This window comes from Nonomuraea sp. NPDC049725 (genome assembly GCF_040674795.1).
Classification (GTDB): Bacteria; Actinomycetota; Actinomycetes; order Streptosporangiales; family Streptosporangiaceae; genus Nonomuraea; species Nonomuraea ceibae.
On sequence record NZ_JBFANJ010000002.1, the window covers coordinates 43492 to 60866 of the forward strand.

Annotated in this window: 18 protein-coding genes; 17 read left to right on the top strand and 1 reads right to left on the bottom strand. The window is 74.0% G+C overall.

Annotated elements, in window-relative coordinates; translation table 11 throughout:
* Positions 1-54 precede the first annotated feature (54 nt).
* Complete coding sequence (locus tag AB0J53_RS04700) at positions 55-840, bottom strand: AfsR/SARP family transcriptional regulator (protein ID WP_364168613.1); 786 nt, start codon at positions 838-840, stop codon at positions 55-57.
* A 450-nt stretch (positions 841-1290) separates the two neighbouring features.
* Here AB0J53_RS04700 and AB0J53_RS04705 point away from each other — a divergent pair, with 450 nt between their 5' ends.
* The 17 genes from AB0J53_RS04705 to AB0J53_RS04785 all read left to right on the top strand — a co-directional run bounded on the left by AB0J53_RS04705 (position 1291) and on the right by AB0J53_RS04785 (position 17322).
* Positions 1291-2358: a histidine kinase gene (locus AB0J53_RS04705; RefSeq protein ID WP_364168615.1), complete on the top strand. Its 1068-nt coding sequence runs from the start codon at positions 1291-1293 to the stop codon at positions 2356-2358.
* Positions 2336-3004, top strand: a complete 669-nt coding sequence (locus AB0J53_RS04710) for a response regulator transcription factor (RefSeq protein WP_364168617.1) — start codon at positions 2336-2338, stop codon at positions 3002-3004. The genes AB0J53_RS04705 and AB0J53_RS04710 overlap by 23 nt, the downstream gene beginning before the upstream one ends.
* A gap of 95 nt (positions 3005-3099) precedes the next feature.
* The gene (locus tag AB0J53_RS04715; protein WP_364168619.1) at positions 3100-4029 is read left to right on the top strand and encodes an ATP-binding cassette domain-containing protein; all 930 of its coding nucleotides are present in this window, start codon (positions 3100-3102) and stop codon (positions 4027-4029) included.
* A complete protein-coding gene (locus AB0J53_RS04720) occupies positions 4026-4865 on the top strand; it encodes a hypothetical protein (RefSeq protein ID WP_364168621.1) in 840 nt (279 codons plus the stop codon). The genes AB0J53_RS04715 and AB0J53_RS04720 overlap by 4 nt, the downstream gene beginning before the upstream one ends.
* 108 nt (positions 4866-4973) lie before the next feature.
* The gene (locus AB0J53_RS04725) at positions 4974-6239 is read left to right on the top strand and encodes a beta-ketoacyl-[acyl-carrier-protein] synthase family protein (protein WP_219509743.1); all 1266 of its coding nucleotides are present in this window, start codon (positions 4974-4976) and stop codon (positions 6237-6239) included.
* Positions 6240-6243: 4 nt separating this feature from the next.
* Positions 6244-7557, top strand: coding sequence for a ketosynthase chain-length factor (locus AB0J53_RS04730; protein WP_364168623.1), 1314 nt, complete (start codon positions 6244-6246; stop codon positions 7555-7557).
* Positions 7554-7796, top strand: a complete 243-nt coding sequence (locus tag AB0J53_RS04735) for an acyl carrier protein (RefSeq protein WP_219509741.1) — start codon at positions 7554-7556, stop codon at positions 7794-7796. The genes AB0J53_RS04730 and AB0J53_RS04735 overlap by 4 nt, the downstream gene beginning before the upstream one ends.
* A 53-nt stretch (positions 7797-7849) precedes the next feature.
* Positions 7850-8170 (top strand): hypothetical protein, encoded by a 321-nt coding sequence (locus tag AB0J53_RS04740; protein WP_219509739.1) that lies wholly within the window; start codon positions 7850-7852, stop codon positions 8168-8170.
* A gap of 21 nt (positions 8171-8191) precedes the next feature.
* Entirely contained in the window at positions 8192-8680 is a 489-nt protein-coding gene (locus AB0J53_RS04745; protein WP_364168625.1) for an aromatase/cyclase, read from the top strand.
* Positions 8677-9429 carry a cyclase family protein gene (locus AB0J53_RS04750; protein ID WP_364168627.1) on the top strand — a complete coding sequence of 251 codons (753 nt, stop codon included), beginning with the start codon at positions 8677-8679 and terminating at the stop codon, positions 9427-9429. The genes AB0J53_RS04745 and AB0J53_RS04750 overlap by 4 nt, the downstream gene beginning before the upstream one ends.
* Complete coding sequence (locus AB0J53_RS04755) at positions 9429-10028, top strand: 2OG-Fe dioxygenase family protein (RefSeq protein ID WP_364168629.1); 600 nt, start codon at positions 9429-9431, stop codon at positions 10026-10028. Before AB0J53_RS04750 ends, AB0J53_RS04755 begins: the two co-directional genes overlap by 1 nt.
* Complete coding sequence (locus AB0J53_RS04760) at positions 10025-11605, top strand: FAD-dependent monooxygenase (RefSeq protein WP_364168630.1); 1581 nt, start codon at positions 10025-10027, stop codon at positions 11603-11605. Before AB0J53_RS04755 ends, AB0J53_RS04760 begins: the two co-directional genes overlap by 4 nt.
* Positions 11598-12203 carry a malonic semialdehyde reductase gene (locus tag AB0J53_RS04765; RefSeq protein WP_364168632.1) on the top strand — a complete coding sequence of 202 codons (606 nt, stop codon included), beginning with the start codon at positions 11598-11600 and terminating at the stop codon, positions 12201-12203. Before AB0J53_RS04760 ends, AB0J53_RS04765 begins: the two co-directional genes overlap by 8 nt.
* 17 nt (positions 12204-12220) lie before the next feature.
* Positions 12221-13741: an FAD-dependent monooxygenase gene (locus AB0J53_RS04770; RefSeq protein WP_364168634.1), complete on the top strand. Its 1521-nt coding sequence runs from the start codon at positions 12221-12223 to the stop codon at positions 13739-13741.
* An 86-nt stretch (positions 13742-13827) separates the two neighbouring features.
* Complete coding sequence (locus AB0J53_RS04775) at positions 13828-15372, top strand: acyl-CoA carboxylase subunit beta (protein WP_364169832.1); 1545 nt, start codon at positions 13828-13830, stop codon at positions 15370-15372.
* Complete coding sequence (locus AB0J53_RS04780; protein WP_219509730.1) at positions 15372-15554, top strand: acyl-CoA carboxylase epsilon subunit; 183 nt, start codon at positions 15372-15374, stop codon at positions 15552-15554. The genes AB0J53_RS04775 and AB0J53_RS04780 overlap by 1 nt, the downstream gene beginning before the upstream one ends.
* Positions 15547-17322 carry a biotin carboxylase N-terminal domain-containing protein gene (locus AB0J53_RS04785; protein WP_364168636.1) on the top strand — a complete coding sequence of 592 codons (1776 nt, stop codon included), beginning with the start codon at positions 15547-15549 and terminating at the stop codon, positions 17320-17322. Before AB0J53_RS04780 ends, AB0J53_RS04785 begins: the two co-directional genes overlap by 8 nt.
* Positions 17323-17375: the final 53 nt, after the last annotated feature.

The following is a 17375-nucleotide window of genomic DNA, read 5'->3' on the forward strand; positions in this document are numbered from 1 at the left end:
GCCTTGAGGTGGACGGGCCGGGTCAGATGGGCCCGGTGGATGGGCCCGGGCGGGTCAGGCGGGGATGGCCAGGACGCGGCCGCCCCGCAGGACCTCGCGGTGCAGGCGCTGGACCGCCGGCGACGGGTCCAGGCCCAGCTCGCGGTCGAGGACCTCGCGCAGGCCCTGGAAGGCGGCCAGCGCCTCGCCGCGCCGGCCCGCCTGGCTGAGGACGGTGATGAGCTGGGCGTGCAGCCACTCGTGCAGCGGGTTCTCGGCGATCAGGCTGCGCAGCTCGCCGATCAGCTCCCGGTGCCGCCCGAGGTGCATGTCGGCCTCGATGCGCAGCTCCAGCGCGTGGGTGCGGCGTTCGGCCAGGTGGACGACGTGGGAGCGGAGCAGGGGGCCCTGGGTCACGTTGGCCAGGGGCGGCCCCTGCCACAGCCCCAGCGCCTGGCGCAGGTCGGCGGCGGCGGCCTCGTGCTGCCCGGCGCGGGCGAAGCCCTCGGCCCGGGTGACCAGGTGGTCGAAGCGGTCCTGGTCGAGCTGGTCCTGGTCGACCAGGAGCGTGTAGCCGAACGGCTTGGTCAGCAGCAGTTCGCGCCCGGAGCCGCTGAGGCGCTCGCGCTGGATCAGGTTGCGTATTTGGTAGATGTAGGTCTGGGTGGTGGTGAGGGCGCTCTTGGGCGGGTTGTCGTCCCACAGTTCGCGGATGATGGAATCGACCAGCACCAGGCGATTGGCGGAAACGAGCAGCAGCGCGAGCACCTGGCGAACCTTGGGCGCACTTGGCGTGCAGGCCCGGCCGGCATGCACCACCTCCATCGGTCCAAGCACCGAGAAATTGGTTTTGGGCATCATGTCTCCCCGTCAGTTGATGGAACACGACATGCGGCGACCCCTAATACCCGGCGAGAATATAGCAAGATGGAACATGTCTCGAATGTCGTGCCTCTAAAGAGGTATGCTCCATCGAAGGTGAGCCGCCCGCATGTAATTCGCCGCTGCGACGAGGCGGACATTGATGGACGGGCAGGTAAATGGTTCACTTCGCAACCGTTTAATGTCTTATCACTACATGTGGTAAGCGCACGCTACCGCATGCGCGGTAACCGCCACCTACTGCAATTGCAGTAGGCCGATTGGCGGCGCACCCGTTATTGTGGCGACGTGAGACAACGAGGTATAAGGCGCCATATTCCCCGACTCCCCGCTCTCGTTGTCGACGCGATCGCCGGCGCCGCGGTGAGTATTTCGGCGCTTCTCGCACCGTATTTGGACACGCCCGAACCAGCGGCCCGGCATTTACCGGTGCTGACCGTGCTCATGGGCGCCGCCGTCGCCGTCCGGCGGGTCGTGCCGGTGCCCGCGCTGTTCCTCACCCTGCTGGCCTCGGCGCTGGCCGACCCGCTCGACGTGGTGGAGCCGGCCATGGCCGCGATCCTGCTGACCGCGTACACGGTGGGGGCGGTGAGTGAGCGCGGGACCGCCGTGGCGGTGGCGGCCGGCGGGTCGGTGCTGCTGGTCGCGGTGCACTTCCTCGTCCAGGGGACCACCTGGCCGGACGCGCAGAGCGGGCCGCCGCCGTTCATCGCCGCGACGCTGGCGGGCGGCGCGGTGGGACAGGCCGCCGTGACGCGGCGCCAGCTCGTCGCCGCGCTGGAGGAACGGGCCCGGCGGGCGGAGCTGGCACTGGAGGAGGAGGCCAGGCGGCGGGTCGTCGAGGAGCGCATGCACATCGCGCGCGAGGTCCACGACCTGGTCGCCCACCACATCTCGGTCGTCAACGTGCAGGCCGGGGTGGCCGCCCACCTGCTGCGGCACCGGCCCGACGCGGCCGAGGAGGCGCTGGCGCACGTCCGGGCGGCCGGCCGCACCGTGCTCAACGAGCTCGGCGCGGTGCTCGACGTGCTGCGCGGGTCGGGCGACGCGCGGGCGCCGCTGGAGCCGCTGCCGGGGCTCGCCGACCTGGACCCGCTGCTGGAGTCGTTCGCCCGCACCGGGCTCAAGGTGGACCGGACCGTCTCGGGCCTGGCCGTGCCGCTCCCGCCGGCGGTCGACCTGTGCGCGTACCGGACGATCCAGGAGTCGCTCACCAACGCCCGCAAGTACGGGCGCGGCCACGTCCGGATGACGATGGCCTACACCGCCGGCGAGCTGGCCATCGACGTGCGCAACCAGCGGGCCGGGACCGCCGGGGCCGCCGATCCTGGCACCGGGCACGGCCTGATCGGCATGCGCGAGCGCGTCGCGTCCGTCGGCGGCGTGCTCAGCGCCGGGCCCGCCCGGGGCGGGGAGTTCGCGGTGGTGGCCCGGCTGCCGCTGACGGGAAGCCAACTCACCGAGAGGAACCAGGATGATCCGCGTGTTGCTCGCTGACGACCAGACCCTGATCCGCAAGGGATTCCGCTCCCTCATCGAGACGGCCGCCGACCTGTGCGTGGTCGGGGAGGCGCAGACCGGGCTGGAGACGGTGCGGCTGGCCCGCGAGACCCGCGCCGACGTGATCCTCATGGACATCCGGATGCCGGAGATGGACGGGCTGGCGGCCACCCGGGAGATCACCGCCGACGAGAGCCTGTCGGGGGTGCGCATCCTGGTGCTGACGACGTTCGAGATCGACGAGTACGTGTTCCAGGCGCTGCGGGCGGGCGCCAGCGGCTTCCTCGGCAAGGACGTGGAGCCGGGCGAGCTGCTGGCCGCGATCCGCGTCGTGGCGGCCGGGGAGGCGCTGCTGTCGCCGAAGGCCACCAAGGGGCTGATCACCCGCTTCCTCAACCAGCCGGTGAAGGCCGACACCGAGGCGGGCGGGGTACTGGAGGCGCTGACGGCCCGCGAGCTGGAGATCGTCGTGCACGTGGCCACCGGGGCCTCCAACGAGGAGATCGCCGAGGAGCTGTGCCTGTCCCCCTACACGGTGAAGACGCACGTCAACCGGGCGATGGCGAAGCTGGGCGCGCGGGACAGGGCGCAGCTCGTGGTGACCGCCTACCAGGCCGGCCTGGTAACGGTGGCGAGCGCCTGACACCGCTGTCAAGGCCGTCTCGTACGGACGCATGATCTCGCGGATACTGCGATCGGACGACGCGGACGAGGTCGCGGCTGCTGCATCGTGGGACCATGATTGAGGTCACCAACCTGAAGAAGCGCTACGGGGACACGCTGGCGGTCGACGACCTGACTTTCACTGTCAGGCCCGGCGTCGTCACCGGGTTCCTGGGGCCCAACGGGTCGGGCAAGTCCACCACGATGCGGCTCATCCTCGGCCTGGACGCGCCCACGGAGGGCGTGGCGCTGGTCAACGGGCGGCCCGTCCTCGAGCACACGGCGCCGCTGCGCGAGATCGGCGCGCTGCTGGAGGCCAAGGCGGCCCACCCGGGCAGGTCGGCGTTCAACCATCTGGCGGCGCTGGCGGCGACCAACGGCATCCCCCGGCGGCGCGTCCGTGAGGTGCTGGAGCTGGTCGGACTGAGCGAGGTGGCGCACCGGCGGGCGGGCGGCTTCTCCCTCGGCATGGCGCAGCGGCTGGGCATCGCCGCGGCGCTGCTCGGCGACCCCGCGACGGTCGTGCTGGACGAGCCCGTCAACGGCCTGGACCCCGAGGGCATCGTGTGGATCCGCAGGCTGCTCAAGGGGCTGGCGGCCGAGGGCCGGACGGTGTTCCTGTCGTCGCACCTGATGGGCGAGCTGGCCGAGACGGCCGAGCAGGTCGTGGTCATCGGGCAGGGCAGGCTGATCGCGGACGAGCCGGTCGGCGAGCTGATCAGGTCGGTGTCGGAGCGCCGGATGCGGGTGCTGGTGCGCACTCCGGACCCGGTGCGGCTGTGCAACCTGATCCAGCGCGCGGGCGTGACCATCACCCGGCGGCACGACGACCTGCTGGAGATCGAGGGCGTCCCGGCGGAGCGGATCGGCGACGAGGCGGCGGCGTGCGGCCTGCCGCTGCACGAGCTGACGACCGCGCGGGCCTCGCTGGAGGAGGCGTTCATGGAGCTGACGGGCCTGTCGGTGGAGTTCCGCGCGCCCACCGGCGTGGGGATCGCGTCATGAGCCGGCCCGTGAGTCATCCCGCGAGCGCCGCGGCGGCGGTGCCCGGCGTGAGCCTGGCCCGCGCGGTCAACGGCGAGTGGATCAAGCTGAGGTCGGTGCGCTCGACCACCGTCGCCCTGCTGCTGTCGGTCGTCGTGTTCGTCGGCGTGGGGCTGATCACCGCCGGCGCCATGGCCGAGCCGCTGGCGGCGGGCACGCTGGAGCCGGACGGGCCGCCGTTCCAGCCGAGCACCCCGACCGGCGCCACCCTCGGCGGCGTCGCCTTCGCCCAGCTGCTCATCGGCGCGCTCGGCGTGCTGTACGTGTCGTCGGAATACTCGACGGGGCTGATCCGCGCCACGTTCTCGGCGGTGCCGAGGCGGCTGCCGGTGCTGTGGGCCAAGTGCGTGGTCTTCGCCGGGGTCGTGCTCGCCCTGATGCTCCTCTCCTCGCTGGTGTCGTTCCTGGCCGGGTCGGCGCTCCTCGGCGCGCACGGCGTCGCGCCGTCGCTGGGCGACCCGGGCGTGCTGCGGGCGGTGCTGGCCGCGCCGGTGTACCTGACCGGGGTCGGGGTGATGGCGATCGCGCTGGCCACGCTGATGCGCAGCACGGCGATGGCGGTCTCCGTCGTGTCGTTCGCCGTCTTCCTGCTCGACTCGCTGGCCGGGATGCTGCTGCCGGAGGGCGTCGCCGACGCGGTCACGCCCTACCTGCCGGCCACCGCGGGCAAGGCGTTCATGGCCGAGACGCAGGCCGACGGGGTGCTGGCGCCGCTGCCGGGCTTCCTCGTGTTCTGCGCGTACCTCGTGGCGCTGCTCGGGCTCGCCGCCTGGACGCTGCGCCGGCGCGACGCCTGACCGGCGGAACGCCAGGCTGGGACCCCAACGGTCCTCGAGCGGCGCTCGAGGACCGTCGCACATGTTCACCTGCGACAGCCGATGTCGCAAAAGGAGCGTGTGCGTCTCATGGACCGACGAACCGTGATCACCGGAATGGGCGTGCGCGCGCCCGGTGGTGCGGGGACGAAGTCTTTCTTCGAGCTCTTGTCCTCCGGGCGGACGTCCACCCGCAGGATCTCCTTCTTCGACCCCTCGCCCTTCCGGTCCCAGGTGGCGGCCGAGTGCGACTTCGATCCCGAGGCGTCCGGGCTGACGCGCCGGGAGATCCGCCGGATGGACCGCGCCACCCAGCTCGCGGTGGTGGCCGGACGTGAGGCCGTCGCCGACAGCGGGCTGGAGGCGGCCGGCCTCGACCCGGGCCGGGTGGCGGTCAGCGTCGGCACCGCCGTCGGCGCCACCACCAGCCTCGAACGCGAGTACCTGGTGCTGTCGGACACGGGCCACGACTGGTTCGTCGACCCCGGGTACGCCTCGCCACACCTGTTCGACTACTTCGTGCCGAGCGCCATCGCGGCCGAGGTCGCCTGGATCGCCGGCGCGGAGGGCCCGGCGGCCATCGTCTCCTCCGGCTGCACCTCGGGCCTCGACTCCGTCGGGTACGGCCACCAGCTGATCAAGGAGGGCAGCGCCGACGTCGTGCTCGCCGGCGCGACCGACGCCCCCATCTCCCCCATCGCCGTGGCGTGCTTCGACGCGATCAAGGCGACCACGCCGCGCAACGACGACGCCGAGCACGCCTCGCGCCCGTTCGACCGGACCAGGAACGGCTTCGTGCTCGCCGAGGGCGCGGCCATGCTGGTGCTGGAGGAGTACGAGCACGCGCGGCGGCGAGGCGCGCGGATCATCGCCGAGATCAACGGGTACGCCACCCGCTGCAACGCCTACCACATGACCGGGCTCAAGCCCGACGGCCGCGAGATGGCCGAGGCGATCAACGCGGCGCTGGCCGAGGCGCGCATGGACGGCGACGCCGTCGACTACGTCAACGCGCACGGCTCCGGCACCAAGCAGAACGACCGGCACGAGACCGCCGCGTTCAAGCGGGCGCTCGGCGAGCACGCCTACCGCACGCCGGTCAGCTCGATCAAGTCGATGATCGGCCACTCGCTGGGCGCGATCGGCTCGATCGAGCTCGTCGCCTGCGCCCTGGCCATCGAGAACGACATGGTGCCGCCCACCGCCAACCTGACGGAGGCCGACCCCGAATGCGATCTCGACTACGTGCCGATCGAGGCGCGCGACCAGCGGGTGGACACGGTGCTGTCGGTGGGCAGCGGCTTCGGCGGCTTCCAGAGCGCCATGCTGCTCAGCCGCGCCGGGAACGGGAGCTGACGCCATGACGCAGACCACGATCGCCGCGCCCGGCGAGCGGACCGGCGGGCCGGCCACGGCCGTCATCACCGGCCTGGGCGTCATCGCCCCCAACGGGCTGGGCGCCGAGAAGTTCTGGGCGGCGACCCTGCGCGGGGAGAGCGGCATCCGGCCGCTGCACGCCGGCGGGCACCCCCGGGGCGGCGGCCCCCGCTACCCGGTGACGCTGGCCGGGCAGGTGAGGGGGTTCGTCGCCGAGGAGCACATCCCCTCCAGGCTGATGCCGCAGACCGACCGGGTGACCCGGCTCGCGCTGGCGGCGGCCGAGTGGGCGCTGGAGGACGCCGCGCTGCGCCCGGCCGAGCTGCCCGAGTACAGCATGGGCGTGGTCACCTCCAACGCCTCCGGCGGCTTCGAGTTCACCCACCGGGAGATCCAGAAGCTCTGGACGCAGGGCCCGCAGACGGTCAGCGTGTACGAGTCCTTCGCCTGGTTCTACGCGGTCAACACCGGCCAGATCTCCATCCGGCACGGCATGCGCGGCCCCGGCGGGGTGCTGGTGGCCGAGCAGGCGGGCGGCCTGGACGCGCTCGGCCACGCCCGGCGGGCGGTGCGCCGCGGCACCCCGCACATCGTGACGGGCGGCGTGGAGTCCTCGCTCGACCCGTGGGGCTGGGTGAGCCACATCGCCAGCGGCAGGCTCAGCCGCGAGCCCGTCCCCGAGCTGGCCTACCGGCCCTTCACCCGGGAGGCGGACGGCTACGTGCCCGGCGAGGGCGGGGCCATCCTCGTCCTGGAGGACCGGGAGGCGGCGCTGCGGCGCGGCGCGGCCAAGGTCTACGGCGAGGTCGCCGGGTACGCCGCCACCTTCGACCCGCGGCCGGGCTCGGGTCGGCCGCCCGGCCTGGAGCAGGCCATCCGCAAGGCGCTCGCCGACGCGGGGACCGAGCCCGGGGAGATCGGCGTCGTCTTCGCCGACGCCGCCGGGGTGCCGTTCCTGGACCGGGAGGAGGCCGCGGCGATCTCCGCCGTCTTCGGCCCCGGGGGCGTCCCGGTGACCGCGCCCAAGGCGCTGACCGGCCGCCTGTACGCCGGGAGCGGGCCGCTCGACGTGGTGTGCGCGCTGCTGGCGCTGCGCGACGGGGTCATCCCGCCCGTGCCCCACGCCGGGGAGGTGCCCGCCGCGTACCGGATCGACCTGGTGCGCGGCGCCGAGCCGAGGAGCGCGGCGCTCACCCACGCGCTGGTCCTGGCGCGCGGAAAGGGCGGCTTCAACGCCGCCGTCGTCCTTCGCAAGCCCGAACATCCGGAAGCCGTACCTCGGAAAGAGGAGAAATGACTCTCGACGACCTTCGCAGAATCATGGTGGCCTGCGCCGGCGAGGACGAGCACGTCGACCTCGGCGGCGACATCCTGGACGAGCTCTTCACCGACCTGGGCTACGACTCGCTGGCCCTGATGGAGACCGCCGCCCGGATCGAGACCGAGTTCGGCGTGCGGATCCCCGACGAGCAGGTGGCCGAGCTGACCACGCCCCGCGCCCTGCTCGACTTCGTCTCCGGCGTGACCGTCCCCTGACCGCGCGCCGCCCGTTCCGTCCCTGTTCCGCTGACCTCCGGAAGGACCACGTCATGATCGTGCACACCCTGATCTACCGTTTCCCCGCCTCCGCGACCGAGGGCGACCAGGAGGAGTTCTTCACCGCGATGAAGGAGCTGCTCGACCGCAACCCGCTGGTCAAGGGCTTCGACTACCGGCCGCACCTGTGGCTGCCCGCCGACGAGCGCTCCCGGGGCATCACCGCCTCGAAGATCGCCCAGTTCACCACCGAGACGCTGGAGGACCTCAAGACGTTCTCCGAGATCCCCGAGGTCTACGACTTCACCACGCAGTGGAAGCAGAAGCTCCGGTTCGAGGCGGCCTACGCCAACCACGAGCCCCTGTCGGTCTGACCCAGCGAAGGAGGAAGCGCCATGCCGTACGCCGAGCACACCGTGACCGTGGACGCCCCCGTCAGCGTCGTCTGGGACCTGCTGGTCGACGTGGAGGGGTACGCCAGGATCTTCCCGCCCACCCAGGAGGTCACGATCCTGGAGGGCGACGACACGTACCAGATCGCCCGGTTCCTGGTGGACGTCGGCGGGGAGCTTGCGACCTGGGTGTCGCGCAGGGACATCGACGCCGGGCGGCGCGTCATCGCCTACCGGCAGCTGGAGACCGCGCCGATCGTCGGGCGGATGGGCGGCGAGTGGCGGGCCTTCCCGTTCGGGGAGGACCGCACCCAGCTCGTGCTGACGCACGACTTCGAGGCGCGCGAGCCGGTCGGCGGCAAGGTCGCGGGCCGGTTCACGCCCGAGGAGGCCGACACGATGCTGCGCGCGGCCGTCGAGCGCAACAGCGTGGCCGACCTCGGCGCGGTCAAGTCGGAGGCCGAGCGGCTCGCCGCCGGCGCGGTCGCATGAAGCGGTTCTACGACCTGAGCGTCGCCACCCGCGACACGCCGAGCGAGGCCACGCCGGTGACGGTGGACCTGCTCGACCACCGTACGGGCGCGATCGTCCTCGGGCTGAGCCCCGAGGACTTCCCCGACGGGATGGCCATCTCCAACGAGACGGTCACGCTGACCACCCACACCGGCACGCACATGGACGCGCCGCTGCACTACGGCCCGCTGACGGCGGGCCGGCCCGCCAGGAGCATCGACCAGGTGCCGCTGGAGTGGTGTCACGGGCCCGGCGTCCGCCTGGACGTGCGCGACGTCCCCGCGGGCGAGGCCGTCACCGTCGAACGGCTCACGGCGGCGCTCGACGCGGCCGGGCACCGGCTCGCCCCCGGCGACATCGTGCTGCTGTGGACCGGCGCCGACGCGCTGTGGGGCAGCGCCCGCTACCTGACCGACTACGCCGGGCTGTCCGGCGAGGGCACCGAGTTCCTGGTCGAGAGCGGCGTACGGGTCATCGGCATCGACGCGTGGGGGCTGGACCGGCCGATGCGCGCGATGGTCGAGGACTACAAGCGCACCGGGGACAAGGCGTGCCTGTGGCCCGCCCACGTCTACGGGCGGCGCAAGGAGTATCTGCAGCTGGAGAAGCTGGCCGGGCTCGGGACGCTGCCCGCCGCCACCGGGTTCGACGTCTCGTGCTTCCCGGTGTCGATCGCGGGCGCGGGAGCCGGCTGGACCCGGGTGGTCGCCATCATGGAGGAGAGCTGATGTTCTATCGCACGTTCAGCAGCATCGACAAGATCACCGAAGGGCTCGTGGCGAGCTTCTCCGGCCTGTCGGCCAACGTCGGCTTCAAGGACGACGAGGTGGTCCGCCACGTCGCGACCGGCACCGGCCAGGTCAAGGGCACCGCCGTCACCTGGCACGAGGGCGACGGCGGCTCGCCGTACGACCCGCTGGGGGCCGCGGTGCGCGGCTTCGTCGCCGCCCAGGTCGGCGACCCGCGCGTGCGCGCGTGGCTGCCGGGCGAGGAGTTCGCGCTGACCGTCTTCCAGGTCCGCAACTACGCCGACGACCAGCAGAACGCGCGCCCGTCCCAGGGCTTCCACCAGGGCGGCGGCGACCACGTGCTCGTCACCGTCGTCGCCGAGGAGAACGTCAACGGGGCCGTGCACATGCTGGCCACCGCCGAGGACGAGACCTCGCTGGTCTTCGAGCGCCGCCTGAACCCGGGCGAGACACTGCTGCTCGACGACCGGGCGCTGACCCACCACTGCACGCCGTTCACCCCCAAGGCGGGCGGCCGGGCGCAGCGGGACGTGCTCGTCGTGTCGCTGACCCGCACGGACGGCGAGGGGCGGTCATGACCGGGGGCTTCCACGAGGTGGTGATCGCGGGCGCGGGGCCGGTGGGGATGATGCTGGCCTGCGAGCTGCGCTCGGCGGGCGTGCCGGTGCTCGTCCTCGAACGCGATCCCGAGCCGGACCCGATGCCGAAGGCGGGCATCATCGGGCCGCTGGCGGCCGAGGCCGTCGCCCGGCTCGGGCTGGGCGAGGCGCTGATGGAGGCCGAGGCCGAGGCGATCAGGCGCGACGAGGAGATCCTGGCCAAGCTCCTGTCCGCCGCCCCGGCCGGACGGCCGGGCGGTGGCCCGCCGGGGGGTGGGCCCCCGGGAGCTCCCGGGGGGCGGGCGCCGGGGCACGCGGGGCCGCCGGAGCACTTCGCCGGGCTGCCCCTCGACGCGGCGCTGTCGTCCGACCCCGGCCGCCGCCGGGTCCGGGTGGACCAGCTCACCCTGCACCGCATCCTCGCCGAGCACGCCGGCCGGCTCGGCGTGGACGTGCGGCACGAGCACACGGTCACCGGCCTGTCCCAGGACGGCGACGGCGTGAGCGTCGAGGTCGCCACCCCGGGCGGCGCGCTGCGGCTGCGCTGCGCCTACCTGGCCGGCTGCGACGGCGGCCGCAGCACCGTGCGCAAGCTGGCCGGTTTCGCCTTCGACGGCACCGATCCGACCCTCACCGGCAGGCAGGGCCTGGTCCGCATGGCCGGCGCGGGCGGGCTGCGGCCGGGCTTCAACCTGACCGATCGGGGCGGTTACCTGTTCGCCGCCTTCGGCGCCAACCGGGTGGCGACCGTGGAGTTCGACGGCCCGCCGCAGGACCGCGACGCGCCGCTGACCGCCGAGGAGCTCCAGGAGAGCGTGCGCCGGGTGAGCGGGACCGAGGCGGCCGTCGACCGGCTGCTGTCCGGGGTCCGCTTCACCGACCACACCCGGCAGGCGGCCACGTACCGGCTGGGCCGGGTGCTGCTGGCGGGCGACTCCGCGCACGTACACCCGCCGTTCGGCGGCCAGGGGCTCAACGTCGGCCTGGTCGACGCCGCGAACCTGGGCTGGAAGCTGGCCGCGCAGGTCCAGGGGCGGGCCCCGGAGGGGCTGCTGGACTCCTACACGGCCGAGCGGCACCCGGTGGCGGCGCGGCTCCTGGACAACACCCGCGCCCAGACGGCGCTCATGCGGCCGGACCCGCAGAGCCGGGCGCTGCGCGAGCTGTTCGCGGGCGTGCTCGGCCTCGACGTGGTCAACCGGCGCGTCTACGACATGGTGACCGGCCTGTCCGTCCGCTACGACCTGGGCGAGCAGCATCCGCTGGCCGGGACGCTGCTGCCGGACCTGGAGCTGTCGACGGGCAAGCGGCTCTTCGACCACCTGGGCCGGGGCCGCGGCGTCCTGCTCGACCAGGCGGACCGCGCCGAGGTGCGCGCCGCGGCGGCGCCGTGGGCCGACCGGGTCGCGGTCGTCACCGCCGGGGCCGGGCTCGACGGGATCGACGCGGCGCTGGTCAGGCCCGACGGCTGCGTGGCCTGGGTGCTGCCGGCCGGTGACGGGCGCCCGTACGAGGGGCTGCTCTCGGCGCTGGCCAGGTGGTTCGGCGATGGCTGAGGGCGCCTTCGGGCTGCTGCTCGACCGGGCCGCGCAGGACCTGCTGTTCCGCGAGGCCCGCACGGTCGACGTGTTCACCGGCGAGCCCGTCGGCGACGACCTGGTCCGGGCCGTCTACGACCTGGTCCGGTACGGGCCCACCTCGATGAACCAGCAGCCGCTGCGGATCGTGCTCCTGCGCTCGGCCGAGGCCAGGGCGAACGCGGTCCGGTGGATGTCCGGGCCCGGCAGGGCCAGGACGGCGGCGGCCCCGCTGACCGCGCTGCTGGCCGCCGACCTGTGCTTCCACGAGCGGCTGCCGGAGCTGTTCCCCGGCCGGCCGGACGCGGCGCGCCTGTTCGAGGACCCGCGCGTGCGCGAGGAGTCGGCCCGCTTCAACGCGGCCCTGCAGATCGCGTACCTGATCCTCGGCGTGCGCGCCGCCGGGCTGGCGGCGGCGCCCACGATGGGCTTCGACCCCGGCGGGCTCGACAAGGAGTTCTTCGGCGACGGCAGGCACACCACGCTGGCCGTGCTGAACCTGGGCAGGCCCGCGCCGGGCACGCCGCCGCCCCGGCTGCCGAGGCTGGAGTTCGACGACGCCGTGACCGTGATCTAGACGATTGAGGAGCTGAGATGACCAACGACTTCGACGTGGTCGTGGCGGGCGGCGGCCCGGTCGGGCTCATGCTCGCCTGCGAGCTGCGCGCCGCCGGGGTGGCGGTGCTCGTGCTGGAGCGGCGGGCCCGGCCCGAGCGGGCGGTCAAGGCCGGCTCGATGGGCCCGCTGGCGGCCGAGGCGCTGCGCGGGCTGGGCCTGGGCGCGGAGCTGCGCGCCGCCGAGGAGGCCGCGAACGAGCGCGACCTGCGGCTCACCGGCAAGCCGGGCGGCCCGCGCGAGCACTTCGGCGGGATCTTCCTCGACCCGTCGCTCGCCTCCGACCCCGACCGCCGCCGGGTCCGCGTCGACCAGCCGGCGCTGGAGGACATCCTCGCCCGGCACGCCAGGAGCCTGGGCGTGGACGTGCGCCGCGAGCACGAGGTCACCGGCCTGTCCCAGGACGGCGACGGCGTGAGCGTGGACGTGGCCACCCCGGCCGGGGCGCTGCGGCTGCGCTGCGCCTACCTGGCCGGCTGCGACGGCGGGCGCAGCACCGTGCGCGAGCTGGCGGGCTTCGGCTTCGCGGGCACGCCGGGCAGCCTGACCGGCCGCGACGGCGTCGTACGGCTGTCGGAGGAGGCCAGGCGGGCGCTGCCGCGCGGCTTCCACCACACCGAGCGCGGCGTGTTCGTCTTCGCCGGGTTCGGCGCCGACCGGGTGGCGTCGGTCGAGTTCGACGGCCCGCCCGCCGATCCGGCGGCGCCGCTCACGCTCGCGGACCTGGAGGCCAGCGTGCGCCGGGTGAGCGGGGTCGAGGTGGTCATCGACGAGCTGCTGTCCGGGTTCGTCTACACCGACGAGGCGCGGCAGGCCACCACCTACCGCCGGGGCCGGGTGCTGCTGGCGGGCGACGCCGCGCACGTGTACGCGCCGTTCGGCGGCCAGGGGCTCAACGTCGGCCTGGCGGACGCCGCCAACCTGGGCTGGAAGCTGGCCGCCCAGGTCCACGGCTGGGCTCCCGCGGGGCTGCTGGACACCTACACGGCCGAGCGGCACCCGGTGGCCGCCGGGCTGCTGGACAACACCCGCGCCCAGGCCGCGCTCATGCGGCCGGACCCGCAGAGCCGGGCGCTGCGCGAGCTGTTCGCCGAGTTCACCGGACTGGAGCCGGTCACCCGGCGCATCGTCGACATGAAGACCGGCCAGTCGGTCCGTTACGCCGTGGGCGACGACCATCCGCTGGCCGGCACCCTCTGCCCGGACCTGCCGCTGGACGGCTCGGCTGCCGGAGCGGCCACCACGCTGCGCGACCGGCTGGGCAGGGGGCGGGGGCTGCTGCTGGACCTGGCCGGGCGGGCCGAGGTGCGCGCCGGGATCGCGCCCTGGTCCGCCCGCGTCGGGACCGTCACCGCGCGGGCCAAGGTGGACGGGGTGGACGCGATGCTGCTCAGGCCCGACGGCTGCGTGGCCTGGGTGCTGCCGCAGGGGGCGGCGTACCGCGCGGAGGCGCTCACCGGGGCGCTGCGCACCTGGTTCGGGGAGGGGGAGACGGGATGACGGCACTCGACGAACGGCCCGGCGGACCGACCGGCGGATCGGACAGCGGACCGGACAGCGGACCGGCCGGGCGCGCGGACGGGAGCATGCGGGAGCGGGACGCCGAGCTGGCCCGGCTGAAGGCGCGGGTGCTGGAGGGGCCCGGCGACCGGGAGACCGGCCTGCAGCGCCGCAAGGGCAAGCTGACCGTGCGCGAGCGCATCGACCTGCTCTTCGACAAGGACTCCTTCACCGAGGTGGAGCCGCTGCGGCGGCACCGGGCGCGCGGGTTCGGCATGGAGGGCAAGCGCCCGTACTCCGACGGCGTGGTGACGGGCTGGGGTCAGGTGCACGGGCGCACGGTCTTCGCCTACGCGCACGACTTCCGCATGTTCGGGGGCGCGCTCGGCGAGGCGCACGCGCAGAAGATCCACAAGCTGATGGACCTGGCCGAGGCGGCGGGCGCGCCGCTGGTCGGGCTCTGTGACGGGGCCGGGGCGCGGATCCAGGAGGGCGTCACCGCCCTCGCCGGATATGGCGGGATATTTCAGCGCAACGCCCGGATGTCCGGGGTGGTGCCGCAGATCAGCGTGATCATGGGGCCGTGCGCGGGCGGGGCCGCCTACTCCCCCGCCCTGACCGACTTCACGTTCATGGTCCGCGACATCGCCCAGATGTTCATCACCGGCCCCGACGTGGTGGAGGCCGTGACCGGGGCCAGCGTGACCCACGCCGAGCTCGGCGGCGCCGACGTGCACGCGGGCGTCTCCGGCGTGGCGGCCTTCGCCTGCGACGACGAGGAGGAGTGCCTGGCCACGGTGCGCGACCTGCTCGCGTTCCTGCCGTCCAACAACCGCGAGCTGCCGCCCGAGCAGCTTCCGGAGGACCCGGCCGACCGGCGCAACGACCGGCTGCTCGACCTGGTGCCCGCCGACCCCGGCCGGGCGTACGACATGCGCGACGTCATCGAGGAGATCGTCGACCACGGCGACTTCCTGGAGGTGCACGCCGGCTGGGCCACCAACGTCATCTGCGCCTTCGCCCGCCTCGGCGGCCGGGTCGCGGGCGTGGTGGCCAGCCAGCCCGCGTCCTTCGCGGGCGCGCTGGACATCGACGCCTCGGCGAAGGCCGCCCGCTTCGTCCAGACCTGCGACGCCTTCAACATCCCGCTCGTCACGCTCGTGGACGTGCCCGGCTTCCTGCCCGGGGTCGAACAGGAGCACGGCGGCATCATCCGCCACGGCGCCAAGCTGCTGTACGCCTACTGCAACGCCACCGTGCCGCGCGTCCAGCTCATCCTGCGCAAGGCGTACGGCGGCGCGTACATCGTCATGGACTCCCGCTCGATCGGCGCGGACCTGTCGTACGCCTGGCCGACCAACGAGATCGCGGTCATGGGCGCGGAGGGCGCGGCGAACGTGATCTTCCGCAGGGAGATCGCCGCCGCCGCCGACCCGCAGGCGGTGCGCGCCGAGCGGATCGCCGAGTACAGGCGCGAGCTGATGCACCCCTACTACGCGGCCGAGCGCGGCCTGGTGGACGACGTGGTGAGCCCGGCCGACACGCGGCGCACGCTCATCCGCTCGCTGGAGATGCTGGCGGCCAAGCATCAGCCGCTGCCGTCGCGCAAGCACGGGAACCCGCCGTTCTGATGGCGGGCGCGATCCAGGTGGAGGGCGCCGAGCTCACCGACGAGGAGCTCGCCGCCCTGATCGTCGCGCTCGTCGCCCGCAGCCCGGCCCCGCCCGCCGGACCCGCCGCCGCCCGGCGGCCCGTCCCGCGCGCCTGGGAGACCGGCTACCGATCACCACGATCATGGAGAACACGTGCGTAAGGTGCTCATCGCCAACCGGGGCGAGATCGCTGTGCGGGTGGCCCACGCCTGCCGCGACGCCCGGCTCGCCAGCGTCGCGGTCTACGCCGAGCAGGACCTCGACGCGCTGCACGTCCGGGTGGCCGACGAGGCCTACGCCCTGGGCGGCCGGACGCCCGCCGAGACGTACCTGGACGCCGGCCGCGTCATCGGCGTGGCGCTGCGGGCCGGCGCGGACGCGGTCCACCCCGGCTACGGCTTCCTCGCCGAGAACGCCGGCTTCGCGCAGGCCGTCCTCGACGCGGGCCTGACGTGGATCGGCCCGCCGCCGTCGGCGATCACGCTGCTGGGCGACAAGGTGAGCGCCCGCCGCATCGCCCGCGAGGTCGGCGCGCCGCTCGTGCCCGGCACGCCCGGCCCGGTGTCCGGCGCCGCCGAGGTGGTCGCGTTCGCCCGCGAGCACGGGCTGCCGGTCGCGATCAAGGCCGCGCACGGGGGCGGCGGGCGCGGCATGAAGGTGGCCAGGACGCTGGAGGAGATCCCGGAGCTGTACGAGTCCGCGGTGCGGGAGGCGGCGGCCGCGTTCGGGCGCGGCGAGTGCTTCGCCGAGCGCTACCTGGACCGGCCCCGGCACGTGGAGACCCAGTGCCTGGCCGACGCCGACGGCACGGTCGTGGTGGTCTCCACCCGCGACTGCACGCTCCAGCGGCGTCACCAGAAGCTGGTGGAGGAGGCGCCCGCGCCGTTCCTGACCCCCGCCCAGGCCGGGTCGGTCACCGCCGCGTCGCGGGCAATCCTGCGCGCGGCCGGGTACGTCGGCGCCGGCACCTGCGAGTTCCTGCTCGGCGCGGACGGGACGGTCACGTTCCTGGAGGTCAACACGCGGCTCCAGGTGGAGCATCCGGTGACCGAGGAGGTCTCCGGCGTCGACCTGGTCCGCGAGCAGTTCCGCATCGCGGCCGGCGGGCGGCTGGAGCACGGCGACCCGGTCCCGCACGGGCACTCCATCGAGTTCCGGATCAACGCCGAGGACCCGGGCCGCGGCTTCCTGCCCGCGCCGGGCACCCTGACCCGGCTGCGGCTGCCCACCGGCCCGGGGGTGCGCGTCGATCCCGGCTACGACGAGGGGATGACCGTGCCAGGCGCGTTCGACTCGCTCGTGGCCAAGGTGGTGGTCACCGGCCGCGACCGGGCGGAGGCCCTGGCGCGGGCGCGGCGGGCGCTGGCGCAGTGCGAGATCGAGGGCATGCCGACCGTGCTGCCGTTCCACCGGGCGGTGCTGGACGACGAGGCGTTCGCCCCGGCCGATCCGGCGGCGCCGTTCGCGGTGCACACGCGGTGGATCGAGACGGAGTTCGTCAACCTGATCCCGCCGTACGAGGCCGCGCCCGAGCAGGCGGCGCCCGCGCCGCGCGACCGGCTCACCGTCGAGGTGGCCGGGCGGCGCGTGGCGGTGTCGCTGCCCGCCGGGCTGACCGTCCCGCCCGCCGTCCCGTCCGCCGCCGCGCCCGCCGTCCAGGCACGGCCGGGCGAGCCGAAGCGCCGCAGGCCCGCTCGCAAGCCGGTTGCGGGCGGGGACGCGCTGGTCAGCCCCATGCAGGGGACGGTCGTCCGGGTGCTCGTCGCCGACGGCGCCTCGGTGCGGGAGGGCGACGGGGTGGTCATCCTGGAGGCCATGAAGATGGAGCAGGCGCTCACCGCGCACCAGGCGGGCGTGGTCCGCGGGCTGGCCGCCGAGGTGGGCCAGACCGTCGCGGGCGGCGCGGTCCTCTGCGAGATCGTCCCCTGACCCCTTCCTCCGCGTACGCCCCTTCCGTCCCGTACGGGACACGCGCCCTCTCT

Coding starts and splice junctions, on each gene's coding strand:
- AB0J53_RS04700 (WP_364168613.1), bottom strand. CDS start 840: ATGATGCCCAAAACCAATTTCTCGGTGCTTGGACCGATGGAGGTGGTG.
- AB0J53_RS04710 (WP_364168617.1), top strand. CDS start 2,336: ATGATCCGCGTGTTGCTCGCTGACGACCAGACCCTGATCCGCAAGGGA.
- AB0J53_RS04715 (WP_364168619.1), top strand. CDS start 3,100: ATGATTGAGGTCACCAACCTGAAGAAGCGCTACGGGGACACGCTGGCG.
- AB0J53_RS04720 (WP_364168621.1), top strand. CDS start 4,026: ATGAGCCGGCCCGTGAGTCATCCCGCGAGCGCCGCGGCGGCGGTGCCC.
- AB0J53_RS04725 (WP_219509743.1), top strand. CDS start 4,974: ATGGACCGACGAACCGTGATCACCGGAATGGGCGTGCGCGCGCCCGGT.
- AB0J53_RS04730 (WP_364168623.1), top strand. CDS start 6,244: ATGACGCAGACCACGATCGCCGCGCCCGGCGAGCGGACCGGCGGGCCG.
- AB0J53_RS04735 (WP_219509741.1), top strand. CDS start 7,554: ATGACTCTCGACGACCTTCGCAGAATCATGGTGGCCTGCGCCGGCGAG.
- AB0J53_RS04740 (WP_219509739.1), top strand. CDS start 7,850: ATGATCGTGCACACCCTGATCTACCGTTTCCCCGCCTCCGCGACCGAG.
- AB0J53_RS04745 (WP_364168625.1), top strand. CDS start 8,192: ATGCCGTACGCCGAGCACACCGTGACCGTGGACGCCCCCGTCAGCGTC.
- AB0J53_RS04750 (WP_364168627.1), top strand. CDS start 8,677: ATGAAGCGGTTCTACGACCTGAGCGTCGCCACCCGCGACACGCCGAGC.
- AB0J53_RS04755 (WP_364168629.1), top strand. CDS start 9,429: ATGTTCTATCGCACGTTCAGCAGCATCGACAAGATCACCGAAGGGCTC.
- AB0J53_RS04760 (WP_364168630.1), top strand. CDS start 10,025: ATGACCGGGGGCTTCCACGAGGTGGTGATCGCGGGCGCGGGGCCGGTG.
- AB0J53_RS04765 (WP_364168632.1), top strand. CDS start 11,598: ATGGCTGAGGGCGCCTTCGGGCTGCTGCTCGACCGGGCCGCGCAGGAC.
- AB0J53_RS04770 (WP_364168634.1), top strand. CDS start 12,221: ATGACCAACGACTTCGACGTGGTCGTGGCGGGCGGCGGCCCGGTCGGG.
- AB0J53_RS04775 (WP_364169832.1), top strand. CDS start 13,828: ATGCGGGAGCGGGACGCCGAGCTGGCCCGGCTGAAGGCGCGGGTGCTG.
- AB0J53_RS04780 (WP_219509730.1), top strand. CDS start 15,372: ATGGCGGGCGCGATCCAGGTGGAGGGCGCCGAGCTCACCGACGAGGAG.